Source organism: Pseudoalteromonas sp. APC 3358, from assembly GCF_030408075.1.
GTDB lineage: Bacteria > Pseudomonadota > Gammaproteobacteria > Enterobacterales > Alteromonadaceae > Pseudoalteromonas > Pseudoalteromonas arctica.
Window position 1 is genome coordinate 148,088 of the sequence record NZ_JASDCE010000004.1, and the last position, 21,759, is coordinate 169,846.

Below are 21,759 nucleotides of genomic sequence, written 5' to 3' on the forward strand. Positions count from 1 at the left end.
TCAATGCTACATAATAAGAACATTAAACGGAATTTGTTCTTCGCCCCCGTTTATTAGCTCTTACGATTGTTTTGATCATACACATTCTCAGGATTTATTTGCATTAGTAGTGCGGGGTTATCTATTGGCTTAAATCCGTATTGCGCATAAAGGCCATGTGCATCAGAAGTCGCTAATAAAAAGCGCCTGAGCCCTTGCAGCTCAGGGTGCTCTACTATCGTTTTAATGAGTAACTTACTCAGCCCACTTCCTTGCAAGTGCGGGGCAATAAATACATCGGCTAAATAGGCAAAGGTTGCTTTATCGGTCACTACCCTGGCAAATCCAACTTGCTCGTTATGAGCGCTGTAAACACCAAAGCACATTGAGTTATCAATAGCTGATTGCATCACGCTTTTAGGAATGCCTTTGGCCCAATAGCTATTAGCAATAAAGTTATAAATAACGTTAAAGTTAAGTTTGCTTTTGTCTGTGCTAATTGAGTAGTTACTAATTTTTGCGGTCATAAGTTAGTAGTCTTTTTTTTACCAATGTTTTTATAAACATTCTTATAGAAAGCCTTTAACGTTCCTATAGTCTATAAATAATCTTTAACGTTTTTTAGCTGTTTGTCGTGTACCTTTGAAAGCACTAACAGCGAGCAAATAGCCCCAAATAACGCCAGTCCCATATCTGATTGGGTATCCCACACGTAACCTTGCGTGCCTAAAAATGCTTCTGCGTTTTCGCCGCTTAATACTGCAACCCACCACTCTATTAATTCGTAAAACGCGCTAAATGCTAAACATACCGAAATAACAAAGGTGATTAACCAGCCTCGACCATTTACTACTTTTTTGCGCAGTAAAATTTCGCGTGCTAGTAGTGCAGGTACAAACCCTTGAAAAAAGTGCCCTACTTTGTCGTAGTTATTACGCTCGCTACCAAATAGGTTATCGAACAAAGGGACTTCGGCGTAGGTGTAATGCCCGCCAATCATCAGCACTATGCAATGCGCTAAAATAAATGTATATAAAATAGGGGTAAGTTTAAAGTGGCTATAGGTACTTGCTAGCAGCACTAAACCAATAATTGCGGGGATAACTTCAAGCAACCATGTAAATTGATCTTTTGGGTTAATACCAGACCAAATTAATACAATAAAAAACAGGCTCAGCCATAAATACTTCATTTAGAATCCTTTTCTAAATTGATCAAATTTACGGCATTTTACGCCTTTGAAATAAACGACGCTACCTATAGTTTGTTTTTGCGGTAATGCGATTAAACAAAGTAGGAAAAAAGCGCTTAATTGTAGGCGCCCAACCACTTAAACCTTTGCCAATAATCACTTCGTCTTTTTTATTACTAATGGCACGAATCATTTTTGAAGCCGCTACGCTTACATCCATGCCATTTTCTATCGACTCTTCTGGTTTATTTTGCGCTATGCCTTGCTCGTTTAGTGAGTTATGCGCAATTGCTGTTTTAATAGAGCCTGGGCAAATTGTTAAGCAATGAATATTATGTTGTGCTACTTCTGCACGTAGGCAATCCATAAAACCAACAACCGCATATTTAGAACCCGAATAACCCGTTCTAAATTTTGAACCTACTTTACCCGCCACACTACTAATAGACACAATTGAACCACTGCGCCTTGCCACCATAGTAGGCAATACAGCTTTAGTAAGTGCAATTAAGCCAAAGTAATTAACCTCCATTAATTGGCGATACACGTTAAAGTCGTTTTCTAAAAATAAACTGCGCTGCGATACGCCGCCGTTATTAATTAAAATATCAATTGCAGGAAGATCGTTCATTTTTGCTGTTACTGTACTCAGTACATGCTCTGGCTGAGCTAAGTCCAGCGGCACAACTAAGTGCCCTTCGCCTTTAAGGGTTGCTTTTAAATCGTTTAGTTTATCTACATTGCGCGCCGATAAAATAACGCGCGCTCCAAGCTCGGCAAATTGTATAGCGAGCTCTTTACCAATACCTGATGATGCGCCGGTGATCCACACGGTTTTATTATTATATTGCATGCGTTATCTGCCCTTTTATTGTTATTTATTAGGTTTTATAAAGGTACTTAGTAAAGTATTTTACGCCTTTGTAGGACCTGCTATTGCGTTTACTTCATCTTCTAATGTTTTGTAAAAACCCATTAAAAATAGTAGTTCAACAGTTACGTACAAAGGGCCAATAATTAAACCAATTAGGTCATCTACAAACGCCGGTTTTTTACCTTCGTAATAGTGCCCAATAAACTGTAATACCCAGCCAAATACAAACACACCTACGCCAATACTCAACCAAGGCCAAAACGCCATTGCCGCAATAGGCTGAGCACCAACAAGGAGTAAAGTGAATATCACGGCCATAATAAAGCCAAGCGAAAAGCTCAGCATAAAATAATAAACAACCGACGCTAATACAAAAAGTTGTGCACCATCAATTACTACACTACCAAGGGGTATTTGAATGCGCGCTAGTAAACACAACGCTGCAAATACAATGAGCGGAATACCAATAAAGTGCGTTAGTACATTACGCTTAGAACGATGATACAAACCATATTTACCAAGTTGCTGTTGAAGTGTTTTCATTGTTTTGCCTTTATTTTTATATATAAAACTTACTTTAGCAAAAGTAAGCACAGCAACAATGTCAGGTATCCGACATTTTGTGAATTAAACAAATGCAGAAATTATTTTACCCGGCTCATGCTCACCTCTCATATCCGTTCGCTCGCGCCCTTTTTGATACTCTTGCTCAAGCATTTTTTGAAGTTCCTCTATTTTATCAGCAATTGCGCTAGGGTCTGCGCCCTCACTTTGCTGTTCTTTAATGAGCTCTTCTATTGTCGCTTTTAGCTCGTCTATTTTGTTTTTGTTTACACCTAAGCGCTGATAAACCAGCGCTTCTTGGGCACTTTCTAAAAACGTTGGTTCTTTAGGGGCTGAGGTAATGCCTTTAGCATCACTTGTTTTTTCATTAGGGAGGGTATTAGTTGCCGCAACTTCGCTTGGACCTGCCGCTTTATTTACTGTAGGAGAGTTATAATTACTATATTGATTTTTAAAGGTTATTGTAGTCATTAGCTCAAATCCATTGTTGCGTTACATTATCTGTAGCAATTTTGGTTCCAACTAAATAATGCGGTCTCTATTTAAGCTTGTGTAGCACGCGCTTGTAGCTTTTGTTTATCTAAAACAGTTATGCGTTGATACCCCAAACTAATGGCTTGTAGGCTAACAAGCTGTTGCAGTATTTGATTAATAGTTTGGCGCGTTAGGTAGGTCATATCAGCAAGTTGCTGCTGAGATAAAACAAGTGGTGTTAAGTGCTCTGTATGCTCGCTGAGCATTAAAAGTCGATTGCATACTTTTTGCTCAGCACTTAGTAATGCGTGATCTTCCATTGAGGTAAACATTAGGCGTAACTTTTGTGCCAGCAATAAACCAAACTCTTGCCAATATTGTGGCTGTTCGTTTAATAGTTGTTCAAGCTCGCGTTGGGGCACGTAAAAAAGCACAACATCAGTTTGTGCATATACATCGTGAGTACGCAGGCCACCATCAAACAAGGTAACTTCGCCAAACCACAGTGATGAATCAATAAAGCTCAATACGGCTTCTTTGCCTTCGTTACTTACGCCACTAATACGCACCACGCCGCTAAGTACGGCATAAATTCCATCGTGCTTATCACCTCGCAAAAATAATGATTGCTGAGCTTTTAGCGAGAGCGTTTTGCCCTGCGTTAATAAAAAGCTTTTTAAATAAGCGCTACGGTTTTTAAACCAATGCCCTTGCTCTATAACGTTTTGCTGCTGTGGAGTCATTATTTACTGCATTTGCTTATTAAATGGCTGTTTTTCGATAACCAATTTTTTAGGGAAATTTAAATCGGTTGCTATAACAAAATCATCGTAAGGATCATTACCCGAAAACAGCTCAGTTATTAATGTGTCGTTTTTATAAACATTAACGGTTACACCGCTGCCCATACCGCCTGAGTTAATAATATAATAATGATATTCGCCGTTACTAAAAAATAAAATACTCTCGCCAATACGCCCTACTTGCCTGTAGTAACTACCAAATGGTGCATCTGGTGTTGCTTCTTTTTCAAGCCCTATGTCATTAACTCTACCAAATCGATAACTAAGCGATGAGTCATCTTTTGCAACACAAATAGAAAGCACTTTATCGGTAGGCTCTAACTTGTAGGCTGTACTTTCATCTGGGTTACGCACAACTTTATGCATTTTTGCGTTAATGTAGGCCGCTTCATTACTTTTACAATGTGTTGCAAGCATACCGACCACTAAAGCGGGTTCGTTTGTTTGAGCTGCTGGAGGTGTGTTTACTTTGAGATCAGAGGGTAAGTTACTTGCATTACTATTTAGCTGAGGGCTATCTTGCATTGCCATGCTTTGGTCGTCACAACCAAACAGTGCAAACAAGAAGAAAGAATAAAAGCTCGCTAAAAATTTAATGCGCATAATAAAATCCATCTATGAGAGAGCCTTTAAAATAGCGATAAAACTAGCGACCCGCAACACTCTTATGCGCAATACTTTATAAGTTTATTTTTAAACCATCTTCTGCAAAAACTACGTTACTTTTTAGTGATTTAATTAACGATTTTTTAAACAATTGCTGATTTTTTAATGACCGATTCATAAAATGAGATAGAACCGCCGTTTTAGGTGCAGCCTCAATTAGTACCTTAGTGATTTGACTTGGGGTAATGTGTAAATTTTTAGCCCCGTCTGATGCGTTTTCATCAATTGCGTTGTGCATAACCACTACATCGGCATTTTTAGCAAAGTCAGTAAATGTGCCTAATTTGTTGGTCATGTCGCCTGCAAACACAAGTTCGCATCCTGCTATACTCACTTTCCACGCTAAAGCCGGAATAGGTCCATGGTTAACTGTCATTGCATTAACAGCCAAATCACTTTGTAGTGATTGTTTGAATTCATTTTGTTTTGTTGGTGCAACAGAACGAATATCTAATTTGTAGTTTTCATTACCTTCTACGTAATCACTTAAGTATCTAAATGCGCCCTGCTTACCTAGTAACGCTTGTGTATATTCGTTAGTAGAAGCCATTACACGGTTGCCCTGGGGGCCAAATATCGCAAGTGTTTTATCGCGTGATGTAAAGTAACTGCCTTTTATAAAACTAGGTAAATCGCCAGCATGATCAGTGTGTAAATGGCTTAATAAAATGGCATCAACATCACTAAATTTTGCACCTGCTTTATCAAACCCAATACTGGCACCAGAGCCTACGTCAACTAACACTCTGGCTTTATTTTCGTGCAAAATAAGGTAACTTGTTGCTGCGCGACCATCGTCAAGCTCAGGGCCGCCCGAGCCTAAAATTTGCAAACTTACATCACTACATTGCTGCGCGCCAATACTACTAAACGACGCTATAATTAAAGCGGTTGCAGCTAGTCCTTGTTTTACATTGCTCATAATTATTAATACCTATAAATAGTGTTTTCAGTTGAGTCTATGGCTGAGTGTAATAACTAATTTAAGTTTTGTCCTAGTTGAGTGACCAACGGCATACTTATTAATTTTAGCCCTTACTAAAAGCTGATTTAAACACCTTATTAAAGTGTTTAAATAACTAAATGAATCAATAATCGGTTTTCTTATAATAAAATGTTGTTACACAACTATTTAAAACGTTTTTTTATAACCATCTGTAATTTATAATTTAAATAAAGTTAAATCTAAAAAACATACATTTTAAAAACAATTTAGTCTCATTTTATTAAAACAATAGTTGACCCTATTTAAAATTTAAACTAGCATTTCTGGAAGCGCTTCCACAAAGCTCAGTTAAATAAACTTTTCTGGAAGCGCTTCCATACATTTGACAATGTTTATAATTACACAATAACAGCCCCATACAGCTGTTAATAATAATGATAAAAGTGCGAGGGAAACCGAATGTCCAACCGTATTGTAAGAAAAACAAAGATAGCGACCAGCCTATCTCTGATTTTAGGCGCATCAATCTCTTTACCTGTATATGCACAAGAAGCAAATACAGATGTTGAAGTAATTCAAGTTACTGGTTTTAAAAGCAGTATTAAAGAGTCAACTCGATTAAAACGCGACGCCGCAGGTGTTGTAGATGCGATATCAGCTGAAGATATTGGTAAATTTCCTGATACCAACTTAGCCGAGTCGCTACAGCGTATTACAGGTGTGTCGATTGATCGTTCAAATGGTGAAGGCTCTAAAGTAACTGTTCGTGGTTTTGGTCCCGACTACAATATGGTAACCCTAAACGGTCGAACTATGCCGGCAGCTTCATTGCCTTCAGGCGGTGGTACACCAAGCTCTCGTGCTTTTGACTTTGCAAACTTAGCGTCTGATAGCGTTAAATCGGTTGAAGTATATAAAACAGGTAAAGCAAGTATTGCATCGGGTGGTATTGGCGCAACAATTAATATTAATACGGCTCGCCCACTCGACAATCCAGGCTTTATTTCAAGCGTAGGTGTAAAAGCATTACACGACTCAACAAACCGTGTTGGTGATGACATAACACCAGAGCTTTCGGGCTTAATTAGCTGGACCGACAGTGAAGCTAAATTTGGTGCCTCGTTAACTGCAAGCATGCAACAGCGCGATAGCTCATCAACAGGTGCGTTTGTAAATCAATGGAATACATCTGCTTTTGACGGCACAATTCCACAAGCAGCAGACGATATTGTTTTAACTAATGCACCCGCTGTTGGCCAGCTTTATTCAATGCCATCAGATTTGCGCTACACCATTGCCGACAGAGAACGTACTCGTACAAACGCACAATTAACGCTGCAGTACAGCCCTATTGACGATTTAACAGCCACACTTGATTACACGTATTCTAAACAAGATTTGTTCGAAGCCCGTGCTGAGCAATCAATATGGATGGATAACTACAAAAGCGCGCTAACATTTGACGATAACACGGTAAAAACCCCTATTTACTACCGAGAAGAACGTCGCGATCAGCAAACACGCGATTTAGGTTTAGCGTTTCAAGAGTTAAACCAAGTTAACCAAAACGACTCTATTGGTTTAAACGTTGAATACTATTTCAATTCAGAATTGAGCTTTATGTTTGATGCGCACAATTCAAAAGCCACTAGCAAACCAGATGCACCTTACGGCAGCTGGGTAAACGCAGGCTTGGGCGCAAACGTAGTTAACGCACAAGAAGTTGCTTTTAGCCGTGAGCTTCCATCAATGAGTATCGATTTTGATGATTGCCGCCGAGACAACCTAAATTGTAATAACACGTTAGATGCCTCTGATGTGGGTACGTCTATTTTAGATTCTAACTTTGCTCGCCAAGAGTCTGAAATAACAGAATTTAGAATCCATGGTAAATACGAAATTGAAAACGGTGCAATTGACTTTGGTATAGAGTCTCGCTCTATGGAAAGCCATTCACTGCAATCACTTACACGTAATACAATGGGTAACTGGGGTATCGAAAACCCAGGCGAATTACCTGATGGCTACCTAAACCCAACAAACTTTTTAGCTGAGTTTGACGACTACGATACATCGGGCTCGTTCAACCAAGGTTATACCGGCAGCGCATCGCAAATTGGTTACTGGGCAGGTGAAGAATACGGCTTTAACTTTGCAGCCGATGGCGCATTTGCAACTAACCGCACCATTGAAGAAGATATAACCGCAGCGTTTGTGCAATTTACTTACAATGGTTACATTGGCGATATGCCATACAACATTGTTATTGGCGCACGCCAAGAGTCTACCGACATTACCTCAACGGCTAATATCGACTTACCTAACGCAGTAGCATGGGAAGGTAATAACGACTTTAACGTTCGCTTTGGCTCAGATAAAGAAGATTTCACGCTTAAATCTAGCTACGATCACTTTTTACCAAGCTTTGACTTTGACATAGAAGTAATTGAAAACGTAAAAGCGCGTTTTTCTTATAGCACTACGATTGCTCGCCCAACTTACGACAACTTAAGTTCAGCAGCGACGGTTGGTGTACCAGGTGCCCCTACTCTTTTAGCGGGTTCTTCACCGGCTACAGCGTCAACGGGTAACCCTGGTTTAGTGCCGCTTGAATCAGATAATATTGATGTATCGGCTGAGTGGTACTTTGCAGAAACAAGTTATGTGTCGGTAGGTTATTACACTAAAGATATCGAAAACTTTATTGGTTTAACACCCATGACGCAAAACTACTACGGATTACGCGATGCAACAGCGGGCCCTCGCGCACAAGCTGCCATTGCTGAGCTAGAATCTCGCGGACTTGCAGTAACCGATTCAAACTTATTTCAAATGGTTGCCGCAACAGAAAACAACGTTGATTTTGACTCTATGACCTACGAAGAGTTTGAAGCCGCTTACGATGTAATTGCTAACAGCGATGACCCATTACTAGAATTTACAGCACAAGTACCTACCAACAATAAAAATGCCACTATTGATGGTTTTGAAGTTGCCTTTCAGCACTTTTTTGGTGAAAGCGGTTTTGGTGTGCAAGCAAACTACACCACTGTTAACGGCGACATAGACTTTGATGTAAACGCTGACCCTACTACTACACAATTTGCATTGGTAGGTTTAAGCGATACAGCTAACTTTATAGCAATGTACGAAAACGATGATTTTCAAGCACGTATTGCTTACAACTGGCGTGATAAGTTTTTAAATAGCGCAGCTCGATACGTAAACGAGCCAGGCTTTACTGAAGAATATTATCAAATCGACTTTAATGTTGCGTACAACTACAGCGAGCAACTATCGTTTTTTGTTGAAGGCCTTAATATTACTGAACAAAACAGCCGCGAACATGGCCGTACGTCAGTTCAATTGTGGAACCTACAACAGCTAGGTGCACGTTACAATATTGGTATGCGTTACAACTTCTAAAGGTAATACAAAGTAAAGCCGTTAGTTTTTACTAGCGGCTTTTTTGTATTTAAAACAGTATTAATGCTAGTTTAAATGTTATCAACTTTAGGGTGTTAACTCATGACCAAACCAATAACAAAAATAGTCGTTTTAGGTGGTGGTACTGCCGGCTGGCTAAGCGCAGGCTTATTAGCCGCCGAACACCCGCACCTTAATGTAACGTTAGTGGAGTCGGCAAATGTGCCTATATTGGGTGTGGGCGAAGGCACGTGGCCGTCAATGCGCAACACCCTACAGCGCATTGGCATTAAAGAAAGTGATTTTATAACCCATTGCGACGCGTCATTTAAGCAAGGTTCTAAATTTATAAATTGGCGCAACCTCAGCGAGGGAGAAAACTACTACCACCCTTTTATGAATCCACAAGGCTACGAGCACACTAATTTACACGCCAGCTGGCAACGTATTGCACCTGTTCAAAAATTTGCCGACGTTGTTAATATGCAAAGCTTTGTATGCCAAGCAGCACTTGCACCAAAGCAATTACAAACACCTGAATATGCAGCGGTCACCAACTATGGTTATCATTTAGATGCGGGTAAATTTGCTGAGTTTTTAAAAAATTACTGCGTTAAAAATCTAAATGTTACGCATATTACTGACGATGTAACCGAGGTTATTAACGACGATCATGGCTATATTGCTTCATTAAAAACAAATAATAATGGCGATATAACAGGTGATTTATTTATAGATTGCTCAGGCTCTTGCGCTCGTTTAATTGGTGAGCATTTTAATAGTGAGTTTATAGCGCAAGATCATATTTTATTTAATAACAGCGCTGTTGCGGCGCAAATACCTAATGCACACGCCGATCAGCCAATTGCCTCTGCTACGTTATCTACAGCGCAAAGTAACGGTTGGATTTGGGATATAGCCCTACCAACACGCCGTGGCACAGGTTATGTATTTAGTAGTAAATATCAAAGTGATGAAAGCGCAACAAATACACTAAAAAGCTACATAGCCAAAAGCACCTGTGAGCAACAAGCTGAGCAACTTAACTACCGCGTATTAAAATTTAGCCCTGGTTACAGGCAAAAATTTTGGATTAAAAACTGTGTTGCCGTGGGTATGTCTGCTGGCTTTTTAGAGCCGCTTGAAGCGTCAGCACTTGCTATGGTTGAGCTTTCAATTAGCATGATAAGCGAGCAACTACCGCAAAACCGCACCCACATGAGCCAGCTTGAAACGCGTTTTAATGACCGTTTTAGTACTCGTTGGCAGCGCGTTATTGAGTTTTTAAAACTTCATTATGTGCTAAGCGAGCGCGACGACACTCCCTATTGGCAAGATATTAGTAATTTAAATACCGCACCCGAGCGCCTGCAAAACTTACTTAAACTTTGGCAATTTCAGCCCCCTAGCCGCTTTGATTTTATTGAAAACGAAGAAGTGTTTTCATCAAGCAGTTATCAATACGTTTTATATGGCATGGGCTTTAATACACAAACAATATCTGCACAAAATACATTTAACGACCCACGCACTGGGGATTACTATTATCAACAAAATCGCGAAAAAATAGCGCAGTGCTTAAATGGACTGCCAAGTAATCGCGCGCTTTTAAATCATCTTTTATCAAATAATGGGCAGCCACATAATGACTAAAACAAACGCTGTTAAAAACGTAGTAATTGCTGGAGGCGGCACTGCAGGTTGGATGGCCGCAGCGGCACTTGCTAAACTAGTTGGTAACAATATAAACATAACCCTTGTTGAATCTGACGATATTGGCACTGTAGGTGTTGGCGAAGCAACAATTCCACCTATTCGTACATTTCATAAATTGCTGGGTATAAACGAGCAAGCATTTATGAAAGCCACTCAAGCCAGTTTTAAATTAGGTATTAGCTTTGAAAACTGGGGCGATGAAAACACGCATTATATTCACTCATTTGGCGCAACGGGCAAAGAATGTTGGGCGGGTGAATTTCATCACTTTTGGTTGCAAGGTAAAACTTTAGGAATAAACAACCCATTTGGCGATTACTGCTACGAGTTGCAAGCGGCTAAAAGCGGTAAATTTGCGTTTAATCAGCAAAACCTCATTAACTATGCTTACCATATGGATGCTACGCGTTACGCGCAGTTTTTACGTGAATTTTCAGAGCCATTAGGTGTAAAACGCATTGAAGGTAAAATACAAAAAGTAATAAAAAACACTAAAACGGGCCATATAGAATCACTTACTTTAAATAGTGGTGAGCACATTAACGGCGACTTTTTTATTGATTGCACCGGCTTTAGAGGCTTATTAATAGAGCAAGCATTGCATACTGGCTACGAAGACTGGTCGCATTTACTACCGTGTAACAGCGCCATTGCCGTGCAAACAAAATCAACCAGCGAGACCGTATTGCCACTTACCCGCTCTATTGCCCACAAAAGCGGCTGGCAATGGCGTATACCGCTGCAAAACCGTGTCGGCAACGGGTTAGTTTATTGCAGCCAATATATGGATGACGAACAAGCCAAAGCGCTATTATTAAATAACATTGAGGGCGAGGCGCTTACAGAGCCCCGTATTATTAAATTTAAAACAGGGCGTCGCTTAAAAGGCTGGAACAAAAACTGCCTAGCGCTTGGCCTTGCTAGCGGTTTTGTAGAGCCACTTGAGTCCACCAGCATTCACTTAATTATGTCGGGTATTATTCGCTTTATGCGTTTATTTCCGTTTAATGGCATAACTAATCACGCCATTGACGAATACAACAAACAGCTTAAAAGCGAAATTGAAAATATTCGCGACTTTATTGTGCTGCACTACAAAGTAACTAATCGCGATGACAGTGAGTTTTGGCAACACTGTAGCGCCATGGAAGTGCCAAAAACACTTCAGCATAAAATTGATTTGTTTAAGCAAACCGGCCGTGTATTTTTAGACGATGGCGACATTTTTAGAGTCGACTCGTGGGTGCAAGTTATGCTTGGTCAAGGTATTGAGCCTAATCAACATCACTTAATAGCCAGCATGATGAGCGATGAAGAACTCGCCCGTTTTTTACACGGTATTAAGCAACAAATAGAGCAACGCGTAAGCCAATTACCATCTCATCATGAGTTTTTAAAACAGTATTGCCCAGCATAAAAAAAGCCCTTATTAGGGCGTGTTGTTCTTTGGTGGTTGAATTTGCAGCAGTATGTTTGGTTTTTAGGCAAGGCAGAGCCTATGTAGTGTGGTTATTCCCCATAAATAGGCGATAACGTAGCATAAATGCCAAACATGCGCTGCCCGTAGGGTTCTGCCTAGGGGCAATTTACTCTTTGTTGCTCGGTTTTTACTTAGCCCACTAGGTTACAAACCTCTCGCCGCGATTAAATTGCCCCTAGATTGAACAAATTTCAATCCACAAAGATCAACACGCCCTTAGGGCTTTGAGACAACACACAATAAACTTAACTTATCAACACTCTACTACTCACACTTTATTTTTGCTGTTTTAGCGCTTTGTGGTTCAAAGCTAATATCTGCAACTGAAACGCTAAGCTCTCCTGCCGTTTTAATAATAAAAGGGCTGGTTACTCTGGCAAAATCAACGCCCTTTTTAGCAAAACACGTTAAATCTATACTCATGGTTTGCCATGTATTTAAATCAGCATTTTTAAGCTCATTGGTAATATCAAGCTCGCCACCACAGCCTTGTTCGCATTTCATTGCAAGGTATGTCTGTGAGCTAGGTATTTGGTTTACTTTATAGCTAAAGCTAAGGGCCGAATTTGCTTCAATGTAGGCCACTTTGTCTTCGGTAAAGTTACTATTAATTTCGATGTAGCTGGCTGCAGTGCCATCAAAATTAAATTGCATCGCATCTTCTTGAATCGCTTTGTCTTCAGTGCGATAAGTAATGCCGCCAAGTTTTACACTGTTACTTGCTACTTGGTGCTGCTCGCTGTTTGAATTTAAAAACAAACGCCACGGTGTTTTAAAGCTGCCATTAAATATAGATAACGGCGCAAGGTTACTAATATCAACACCTGAGTCTTCATTTAGATTATTGCTAAGCGTACTTTCATCTTTATACGTTAAGCCAAAGCCATAGGGTAATAATGGTGAGTAATCAGCATCACCCTTATTTACTGCGGTTTGTAGTGGCGATTTAGGCCACGAGAAAGACAACTTACCTTTAAAGTCGTATTGTACCTGCCCACTTGCATCCGCTAATAAAACATCTGCAATGCCTTGTCCTTCAGTGCCAGGAAGCCATGCTGCTACAAATGCATCTGACGCGTTTAGTTCGCTGTTAACCCACATTGGTCTGCCCGATATAAACACCGATACCACCGCAATACCTTGCTGCTTTAATGTTTTTAATATTTTAAGAGAACGTTTATTGTTACGTTCAAACTCAAGGTTGTCTTTATCGCCATGCCCCTCTGCGTATGGTTCTTCACCAAATACAACAATGGCTACATCGGGTTTGGTATTAAATTCACCCGTTGGGCTTAAAATAGCGTTACCGCCAGCAGCCTCTATTTGCGTTTTTAGCCCCGCATAAATAGACGTTGCTCCAGGGAAATCTGCATTTTGATTATTAGTTCCCTGCCACGTAATACTCCAACCGCCCGATTGCTTGCCTATGTTATCGGCCGCATCGCCTGCAATCAGTATATTGCTTGATGGGTTAAGCGGTAATAAATGATTGTTGTTTTTAAGCAGTACTAACGACTCTTGTACGGCTTGGCGGGCAATATCGCGATGTGCTGGCGCACCTATTAGTTCTAATTTACCTGAATATTTTCGATTTGCGGGGCTTGGTTTATCAAATAAACCCGCGCGTAATTTAACGCGTAAAATACGTGACACGGCGTCATCTATTCGCGCCATTGTTATTGTGCCCGCTTTTACTTGTTTAATTGTATTTTCATAAAGTGGTTTCCATGCACCCGTTGGCACCATAAAAATATCAAGCCCCGCATTAACAGCCTGCGGGCAACTTTCATTTGTACAGCCTGCAACTTGTCCGTGTCCGTTCCAATCTCCTACAACAAAGCCATCAAAACCCATTTTTGTTTTTAACACATCAGTAAGTAGGTATTTATTGCCGTGATTTTTTTTACCATTCCAGCTATTAAACGATGCCATAACCGACTGACTACCTGCGGTTAAGCCTCCTATATAACCTTGTGCATGAATGTTATATAACGTCTCTTCGCTATCAATATTGTCCCCTTGATCGTCGCCATCTACCGTGCCGCCATCGCCTAAAAAGTGCTTAACGGTGCTAATTACGCGTTTGTCACTTAAAAAGTCCTCATCGGCTCTGCCTTGCAATCCGTTTACAATTGCGGCTGAATATTCACGCACTATGCTTGAGTCTTCTGAGTAGCCTTCGTACGTTCTGCCCCATCGGTCATCGCGCACAACCGCAACAGTCGGTGCAAACACCCAATCTATGCCTGTTGCCATTACCTCTATTGCCGTAGCTGCTGCAATTCGCTCAATTAATGCGGGGTTATTAGCTGCACCTAAACCAATATTGTGCGGGAATAACGTCGCCCCAATCACATTATTATGGCCATGTACTGCATCGGTGCCCCACATGGTCGGAATTTTACTGCCATCAATTGAGTCATCAACTGATGCCTGATACATGCTTTCAGCAAGCGTTATCCAATCTGCAGGCGTTGCATGCTTATTAGCATTCGGGAACGAGCCACCGCCATTTAAATACGAACCAAAACCATATTTGCGCATGTCTGCAGCGGTTATATCGCGAATTTCAGGTTGGATCATCTGCGCTACTTTTTGCTCAAGCGTCATTGTTTTTAAAAACTGTGCAATCGTATTTTCAATTTCAGGCGTTTTCACTACCTTACTTTTAAGCGTTGGCCAAAGTGATAAATCACCTTGCTCATGCTCAGCCTTTTTGGCTACGGCGCCTTGGCTATTATTAGCGTTAACCTCTTGTTTATTACACGCACTTAAAACGCATAATCCTCCTATTAAAATGGGGAGCATGCGTAACCTGTTAGTGTTTAAGCTTTTTTTCATTTTTATAGCCCTGTGTTGTATCAGTGTGTTTTTGTGAAACGCCTATTTGTTATTTAAATTTAACTATTGACCTGCTTAACAATAGCCACTAACCTAAATATGGAAGCGCTTCCTTAAAGTTATTAAATACCATCCTTAGTGATTAATCAAATTAAATATGGAAGCGCTTCCATCAATGCAATTTATAAACTATAAATAAAAGCAAAATTTACTACAAAGAAGCAGAGGTTTTCTCTTAATGAAACAATTATCTTTACCTAGTGGCTCACCACTTTTAGCCAAAAATTTTACCTATGGTGTAGCTACGGCCTCATTTCAAATTGAAGGCGGCGCAGCTGATCGCTTGCCATGTATTTGGGATACCTTTTGCAGTAAAGAAGGCAAAATAGTCGATAATTCAAATGGCGATGTAGCCTGCGAGCACTACACTCGCTGGAAAGACGATATAAACTTAATTGAATCATTAGGTGTAGACGCTTACAGACTCTCAATTTCGTGGCCACGCGTAATGACTAAAAGCGGTCACTTAAACCCGACAGGCGTTAAGTTTTATACCAACATTTTAGATGAATTAAAACGCCGTAACATTAAAGCTTTTGTAACGCTGTACCACTGGGATTTACCACAACATATTGAAGACGAAGGCGGTTGGCTAAACCGTAACACCGCTTACGAATTTGCCCATTACGCAGATTTAATTACCAAAGCTTTTGGTGAACGTGTGCACTCTTACGCCACCTTAAACGAACCGTTTTGTAGCTCTTACTTAGGTTACGAAATTGGCGTACATGCGCCTGGCATTGTAGGTCGTGAATTTGGTCGTAAAGCCGCGCACCACTTATTACTAGGTCACGGTTTAGCTATGCAAGTACTTGCTAAAAATAGCCCAAATACGCTAAACGGTATTGTACTTAACTTTACGCCTTGTTACTCCGTTACCCAAAGTGAAGATGATTTAAAAGCCACTGCATTTGCTGATGACTATATAAACCAATGGTACATGCAGCCTGTAATGCAAGGTAAATACCCTGATATTATTAAGCAATTACCTAAAGCCCACCGCCCTGACATTTTAGATGGCGATATGGAAATAATTGCTCAACCGCTAGATTACCTAGGGGTTAACTTTTATACCCGCATGCATTATCAAGCAAGCGAAACCGACTTTTACCATGAGCTGCCACATAAAGCGCCAATGACCGATATTGGCTGGGAAATTTACCCTAAAGCGCTTACAGAATTACTTGTATCGTTAAACGAAAAATACACCCTACCACCTATTTATATTACCGAAAACGGTGCAGCCATGGCTGACGAATTTAAAGACGGTGAAGTCAAAGATAACGACCGTATTGAATATTACCACGAGCATTTAAATGCCCTGCATAACGCAACCGAGCAAGGCGTAAAAGTAGATGGTTACTTTGCGTGGAGCCTAATGGATAACTTTGAATGGGCAGAAGGATATTTAAAGCGCTTTGGCATAGTACACGTAGACTACAACACACAAAAACGAACTGTTAAAGCCAGCGGTAAAGCGTACAGTAACCTAATAACTAGCCGATAATTTATCGGCTTATAACAATAAGAACACACTGTGAACAAACTCCCTTTATACGAAAAAGTCGGTTACGCCATGGGCGATGCCGGCGCTAACTTAGTATGGCGCGGCGCGCTTGCTTATTTAGCGGTGTTTTACACCGATACATTTGGCATATCGGCGGCTGCCGCTGCCATGTTGTTTTTGGTTGTAAGGCTGTCTGATGGCGTAACCGATATTATTATGGGTATGATTGCCGACAGAACGCAGTCGCGCTTTGGTAAGTTTCGACCGTGGATACTCTATTCGGCACCGTTTTTGGGCTTGTTTATGGTGTTGTGTTTTACTACACCCGACTTTAGCACCACCAACAAACTTATTTATGCCTACGTAACCTACATTGGTTTAACGCTTGCCTACACCGTAAGTAACGTGCCCTACTCGGCACTTATGGGCGTAATGACACCAGACGATACAGAGCGCACAAAGCTCTCTGGTTTTAGGTTTGCAGGTGCATTTACTGGTGGCTTATTGGTTATGGGTTTTTTACCTGAGCTAGTAGCTTTTTTTGGTGGCGGCGACGATGCCAAAGGCTATCAGCTTACTATGTACTTATTTGCCAGCTTACTTATTATTTTAATGATTATAACGTTTGCGACCACTAAAGAGCGTGTAACACCGCACACCTCAAATGAAGGGAATTTAAAATCAGAGTTGTTTGATTTAACCAAAAGCCTGCCATTTATAATCCTACCTTTGCTTGCTACTACCTTGTTTTTTTATTACCGCGATTTATACAGCGGCGTATTTTTTGCCCTTGTTATGGCAGCAATGACATTCGTTATTAAAAAATTACTCAATAAAGATAAGCAAAGCCTAACAGGATCACAGCGCGACATGGTTGATCTTCTGACCAACAAACCTTGGTTAGTATTACTCGGCATTGGTTTTTTAACCATGATGTTTAATGGCATAAAATACGGTGTAATTGCGTACTACTTTAAGTACCACGTAGCCAATGAACTCATGGCTGGGCAATACTTTATTGCCTTGTTGGTTGTATCTATATTAGGCGCACTTGCCACAGGTAAACTAGCCGAAATTATGGGTAAACGAAACCTATTTATTGCATCATTAATGCTAAGCGGCATACTCACTACTGCATTTTACTGGGTGCCTAGCGATAACCTGGTTGCTGTATTTACCTTTGGTTGCGCTGCTGAATTTTTTGCCGCGATGATGCCAACATTATTTTTTAGTATGCTTGGTGATTCAGCCGATTATTCAGAGTGGAAAAACAAACGCCGCGCTACAGGCCTTATTTATTCTGCGGGTACATTTGTGCAAAAAACCGGTGGTGGTTTTGCCGGTGCATTAGTATTAGTGGTACTTGCAGGCTACGGCTATAACGGTATGGATGAGCTAACAATTACGCAAGCCCTACCTGGTATGCAGTTACTTATGAGCTGGATACCTGCCGCATTTGCTTTTTTAGGTGCCGCATTGATGCTTATTTATCCGCTTACTTCAGCGATGACGCAAAAAATAACAGAAGACTTAGCAATTAGACGCAGTAATGTGTAAATTAACTTTTAATGATTCTTCGCGCTTTATATTTTTATAAAGCGCGAGTAAAAACACATATAAGCTAGGACATCAATGGCGACAATTTATCAAGTATCAGAAATGGCAGGTGTGTCTTTATCAACTGTTTCAAGGGTACTTAACGACAACGACTACGTAAGCAAAAAAACTAAAAAAAAGGTATTAGAAGCAATGAAAGAGCTAGGCTACCAGCCAAGTTCTATTGCTCGCTCTTTGGCGTCTAGCACTACAAACAGCGTCGGTATTTTAGTTTCTGAGTTGGATGGTCCGTTTTTTGGTCAAATGATGTCAGCCATTGAAGAGCACCTTCGTATTGCGGGTAAACACGTTATTATTACGCCTGGGCACAGTGACGAGAAAAAAGAAAAAAGCGGCTTTGAGTTTTTAATAGGCCGTAATTGCGACGCTATTATTGCCCACGTAGAAGCGGTATCAAACGAGTATCTAATTGAGTTAAGTAAAGGCAAAACCCCTATTTACTTGATGAGCCGCTACGTTAAAGAAATTGAAGAAAACTGCATTAGCCTCGACAACGTAATGGGCGGCTACTTAGCCACTAAAGCCATGATCAACAAAGGCCATAAAAACATTGCGTACATAGCAGGCCCGCAGTTTAAAGAAGATGCGTCAAATCGTTTAAAAGGTCACAAACAAGCCCTAGCAGAGTACAATCTAACCTTTGACGAAAAGCTATTTTACATAGGCGACTTTAAAGAAACCGGCGGAAGCGACGGCTTAAGGCATTTTATTCAAAATAAAGCGCAAATAACCGCCATTGTATGTGCCAATGACGAAATGGCATCGGGTGCCATGAAATACGCCCGCGAACACGGTTTTAACCTGCCAAAAGATTTAGCCATTATTGGGTTCGATAACGTAATTTTTACCAATTATCTCTACCCAACACTGACTACAATAGATAACCCAGTTCCCGAAATGGGCCGAGCTGCGGCTAACTTAGTGCTTAAAGATATTTACAAAAAAAGCGGCATAACAGTAAAGCACGTGTTTCAGCCAAAGCTTATTTTAAGAGACTCAACACCCGACATTAATTAACTTTAAACCTAATTTAAATCTAGTTTAAATCTAAGTTATGTAACTCGTTACGCACCCACTGCGTATCTAAATATTGCTCTACGTGCTGCTGCGCAAACTTTAAAAAGTTACGTGCAGCATGCGATATGTGTCTATCTGTTCGCATTACAAAACTGTTAAACCCTATTCTACACAGGGTTTAACACTAATAAATGCTCACAAATATAAAACAATATCTACATAAAAACACTACAATAAAAAGCATAATAGATCCGATAATTTACCAAAAAGATCGTTTTAAAGTTTATTTATATTGTTTAATAAAATATCACTTTACTTATTTTTAATTTGGCTCTAAATTCGCGCAAATTTTATTATTAAAGTAACCTCTCAAACTTTAAAACAGTGGTTATTTACCTTCAAGAGTCGATAAACACAAATGGCAGAATCAGCCGCCACAAGCACCTCTAATAACCCTTTAGCACCCGTTATCGGGCTGTCATTTTTTGCTATCGCATCCGGCTTTTTAATGAGCCTTATTCCGCTGTCGTTACCCGCATTTAAACTTGATGAAAACCTAGCGCCTTGGCTTGCGAGCATTTTTTACTTTGGCTTACTTATTGGCGCCACCACAATAGAGCGCATTGTGGTAAAAATTGGTCATCGATTCGCATTTATATTATTTTTAAGCTTATTAATAGTAAGTGTGCTTGCACAACTTGCACTGCCAAATACCGTTAACTGGTTAATTGCACGATTTGTAGCAGGTGTTGCTGTTGCCGGTGTGTTTGTCGTTGTTGAGTCTTGGTTATTAATGACCAACACAGCAAAGTCGCGTGCTAAACGTTTGGGCTTATACATGACCTCACTTTATGGGGGCAGCGCCGTAGGTCAGCTTGCTATAGGGCCGCTTGGCACCGAAGGTTCAACGCCTTATTTATTTGTAGCCTCGTTATTATTTTTAGCTATTTTAGCGCCTTTATTAATAACCAAAGGTCAGCCCGAAAAACAGCATCTTGAAAAACTACCACTAAAAGAAATAAAAACACTAAGCCACCCTGCAATGCTCGGATGCTTGGCATCAGGCTTATTACTGGGCCCTATTTACGGCTTAATGCCGGTTTATATTTCAGCGCAGACTGATCAAGCTCAGTACACAGGGACACTTATGGCGGTTATTATTTTAGGCGGCATGGTCGTGCAGCCGCTTGTAAGTTACTTATCTACTCGGCTTGAAAAAAGCTTATTGATGGGTATGTTTTGTTTAGTAGGCGCAGCCGGTGCTGTGGGTATATTACAAGCAAACACTTTAGCAGGATTAATAGTGAGCTACTTAATACTAGGCGCGTGCAGCTTTGCACTTTACCCGATTGCTATAACACTTGCGTGCGACTCATTGCCAATGGCAAAAATAGTATCGGCAACTGAGGTTATGCTGCTCAGTTATAGTATTGGTTCGGTATTTGGCCCTATGCTCGCCGCAAATTTATCTGATGCACCAAACGGTATTGTGTTTTATTTAGCAGGCTGTTTAATCACTACCTGTATTTATATGTTTATTAAAAGCATTAAAAATATTCGCGCAGGTAAAACACCTGTTGCAGGCTAACCTCTAGCTTAAATACACGCTTACTTATTAACTAATTCTAGCTGTTAAATACCTTGCTTTAACAGCTAAAACTATTATTTACACAAAGGTCATTTATAAATAATGAAGTAATTATTTAGCAGTGAGTTTTTTATGTGGGCTCAAAAAAAACATCTTTTTCCACCCTTGGTTTTGCGTTGTAAAAAGCCACGGCATGGGCACTAACGATAAAATAGAATAATGCACATGAGGCTGTTTTCCTGCTGCATTTCCGGTATCGCCCAGTAATCCAATTTGACTGTTTATGCTTACTACATCACCTGTACTTACAGAGTAGTCATTTAAATGTGCAAAGTAATGCACGCGCCATTTAGGCCCAAGCACCGCAACCACTTTACCACCGCGAGTTAACTCACCTGCAAATATAACAACACCGCTTGTTGAGGCAACTACGGGGGTATTTTTTGTGCCAAAAATATCAATCCCTTTGTGCACACCCGACCTACCCCAAGGTTCATACCAAAATGTATTATGGTTCCAATCTTTACTTGTAGCACCTTGTACCGGAATCATTATTTTTTCGGGAATTAGTAAGCCTATAATTAATAAAGTAGCTATTCCAATTGCAATCCACTTAAGTACTTTCACTTTTCAATCCTTGATATTTAAATAACTTATACTGGTAAATTATTAGCCATAATAACTGAACTCATCATGAGTCGTATTTATGGTTTTATTTATGGAGTTTTATTTGAATGAAATACCCGACTAACATGCACTAAGCTGATCAATTTCAAAACAGGTTTTATAAGCAATTGAGCACTGCCCGCTATAAACAACCATGTGCCACTTTGCACTAATGCATCATTTAAAAAGAAAAAACTGCCAATTAAAAACCACACAGCAATCAAAAAATCGTTAAACGCTCCCAGCGCTTCATATCGACGCTGAATAGTAATATGCTCTTGCCCTAAATCTAAAATAAACTGATTACTGGAGTCCATAAGTACTGCTCACTCTTTTATTTCAT

Annotated in this window: 18 protein-coding genes and 1 pseudogene; 7 read left to right on the forward strand and 12 right to left on the reverse strand. The window is 40.2% G+C overall.

Annotated elements, in window-relative coordinates; translation table 11 throughout:
* Positions 1-53 precede the first annotated feature (53 nt).
* The 8 genes from QL995_RS07995 to QL995_RS08030 all read right to left on the reverse strand — a co-directional run bounded on the left by QL995_RS07995 (position 54) and on the right by QL995_RS08030 (position 5,474).
* A complete protein-coding gene (locus QL995_RS07995; RefSeq protein WP_290293935.1) occupies positions 54-506 on the reverse strand; it encodes a GNAT family N-acetyltransferase in 453 nt (150 codons plus the stop codon).
* 71 nt (positions 507-577) lie between these two features.
* Positions 578-1,171 (reverse strand): DUF2238 domain-containing protein, encoded by a 594-nt coding sequence (locus tag QL995_RS08000; RefSeq protein ID WP_149604942.1) that lies wholly within the window; start codon positions 1,169-1,171, stop codon positions 578-580.
* A gap of 61 nt (positions 1,172-1,232) precedes the next feature.
* Positions 1,233-2,024, reverse strand: coding sequence for an SDR family oxidoreductase (locus QL995_RS08005; protein ID WP_290293936.1), 792 nt, complete (start codon positions 2,022-2,024; stop codon positions 1,233-1,235).
* A 60-nt stretch (positions 2,025-2,084) separates the two neighbouring features.
* Positions 2,085-2,588 (reverse strand): Mpo1-like protein, encoded by a 504-nt coding sequence (locus tag QL995_RS08010; protein ID WP_010553511.1) that lies wholly within the window; start codon positions 2,586-2,588, stop codon positions 2,085-2,087.
* 84 nt (positions 2,589-2,672) lie between these two features.
* A complete protein-coding gene (locus QL995_RS08015; RefSeq protein WP_290293937.1) occupies positions 2,673-3,080 on the reverse strand; it encodes a hypothetical protein in 408 nt (135 codons plus the stop codon).
* Positions 3,081-3,151: 71 nt separating this feature from the next.
* Positions 3,152-3,826: a Crp/Fnr family transcriptional regulator gene (locus QL995_RS08020; protein ID WP_010553509.1), complete on the reverse strand. Its 675-nt coding sequence runs from the start codon at positions 3,824-3,826 to the stop codon at positions 3,152-3,154.
* Positions 3,827-3,829: 3 nt separating this feature from the next.
* Positions 3,830-4,489 carry a hypothetical protein gene (locus QL995_RS08025; protein ID WP_225913197.1) on the reverse strand — a complete coding sequence of 220 codons (660 nt, stop codon included), beginning with the start codon at positions 4,487-4,489 and terminating at the stop codon, positions 3,830-3,832.
* Positions 4,490-4,565: 76 nt separating this feature from the next.
* Positions 4,566-5,474, reverse strand: a complete 909-nt coding sequence (locus QL995_RS08030; RefSeq protein WP_290293938.1) for an MBL fold metallo-hydrolase — start codon at positions 5,472-5,474, stop codon at positions 4,566-4,568.
* Between the two features lie 483 nt (positions 5,475-5,957).
* Here QL995_RS08030 and QL995_RS08035 point away from each other — a divergent pair, with 483 nt between their 5' ends.
* The 3 genes from QL995_RS08035 (at position 5,958) to QL995_RS08045 (ending at position 12,057) form a co-directional block, all read left to right on the forward strand.
* Complete coding sequence (locus QL995_RS08035; protein WP_290293939.1) at positions 5,958-8,924, forward strand: TonB-dependent receptor; 2,967 nt, start codon at positions 5,958-5,960, stop codon at positions 8,922-8,924.
* A 102-nt stretch (positions 8,925-9,026) separates the two neighbouring features.
* Entirely contained in the window at positions 9,027-10,577 is a 1,551-nt protein-coding gene (locus QL995_RS08040) for a tryptophan halogenase family protein (RefSeq protein ID WP_290293940.1), read from the forward strand.
* On the forward strand, positions 10,570-12,057 hold the full coding sequence (locus tag QL995_RS08045; protein ID WP_290293941.1) for a tryptophan halogenase family protein: 1,488 nt from the start codon (positions 10,570-10,572) through the stop codon (positions 12,055-12,057). Before QL995_RS08040 ends, QL995_RS08045 begins: the two co-directional genes overlap by 8 nt.
* A gap of 327 nt (positions 12,058-12,384) precedes the next feature.
* Here the strand turns inward: QL995_RS08045 and QL995_RS08050 are convergent, their stop codons facing one another.
* Complete coding sequence (locus QL995_RS08050) at positions 12,385-14,961, reverse strand: exo 1,3/1,4-beta-D-glucan glucohydrolase (protein WP_290293942.1); 2,577 nt, start codon at positions 14,959-14,961, stop codon at positions 12,385-12,387.
* Between the two features lie 238 nt (positions 14,962-15,199).
* On the opposite strand from QL995_RS08050, the gene QL995_RS08055 reads away from it, so the two are divergent.
* The 3 genes from QL995_RS08055 to QL995_RS08065 all read left to right on the forward strand — a co-directional run bounded on the left by QL995_RS08055 (position 15,200) and on the right by QL995_RS08065 (position 19,162).
* The gene (locus tag QL995_RS08055) at positions 15,200-16,528 is read left to right on the forward strand and encodes a GH1 family beta-glucosidase (RefSeq protein WP_290293943.1); all 1,329 of its coding nucleotides are present in this window, start codon (positions 15,200-15,202) and stop codon (positions 16,526-16,528) included.
* A 30-nt stretch (positions 16,529-16,558) separates the two neighbouring features.
* Positions 16,559-18,085, forward strand: coding sequence for an MFS transporter (locus QL995_RS08060; protein ID WP_290293944.1), 1,527 nt, complete (start codon positions 16,559-16,561; stop codon positions 18,083-18,085).
* Positions 18,086-18,160: 75 nt separating this feature from the next.
* The gene (locus tag QL995_RS08065; protein WP_290293945.1) at positions 18,161-19,162 is read left to right on the forward strand and encodes a LacI family DNA-binding transcriptional regulator; all 1,002 of its coding nucleotides are present in this window, start codon (positions 18,161-18,163) and stop codon (positions 19,160-19,162) included.
* A gap of 19 nt (positions 19,163-19,181) precedes the next feature.
* On the opposite strand, the pseudogene QL995_RS08070 reads toward QL995_RS08065, so the two are convergent.
* Positions 19,182-19,313: pseudogene (locus QL995_RS08070) on the reverse strand (LysR family transcriptional regulator); the annotation flags it as partial.
* A 267-nt stretch (positions 19,314-19,580) separates the two neighbouring features.
* Between QL995_RS08070 and QL995_RS08075 the strand changes: the two are divergent.
* Positions 19,581-20,750 (forward strand): MFS transporter, encoded by a 1,170-nt coding sequence (locus tag QL995_RS08075; RefSeq protein ID WP_290293946.1) that lies wholly within the window; start codon positions 19,581-19,583, stop codon positions 20,748-20,750.
* A 111-nt stretch (positions 20,751-20,861) separates the two neighbouring features.
* Here the strand turns inward: QL995_RS08075 and QL995_RS08080 are convergent, their stop codons facing one another.
* Together QL995_RS08080 and QL995_RS08085 are read right to left on the reverse strand one after the other, a co-directional pair.
* On the reverse strand, positions 20,862-21,377 hold the full coding sequence (locus QL995_RS08080) for a M23 family metallopeptidase (RefSeq protein WP_024590877.1): 516 nt from the start codon (positions 21,375-21,377) through the stop codon (positions 20,862-20,864).
* An 89-nt stretch (positions 21,378-21,466) separates the two neighbouring features.
* The gene (locus QL995_RS08085; protein ID WP_024590876.1) at positions 21,467-21,733 is read right to left on the reverse strand and encodes a YrhK family protein; all 267 of its coding nucleotides are present in this window, start codon (positions 21,731-21,733) and stop codon (positions 21,467-21,469) included.
* Between the last annotated feature and the right edge of the window lie 26 nt (positions 21,734-21,759).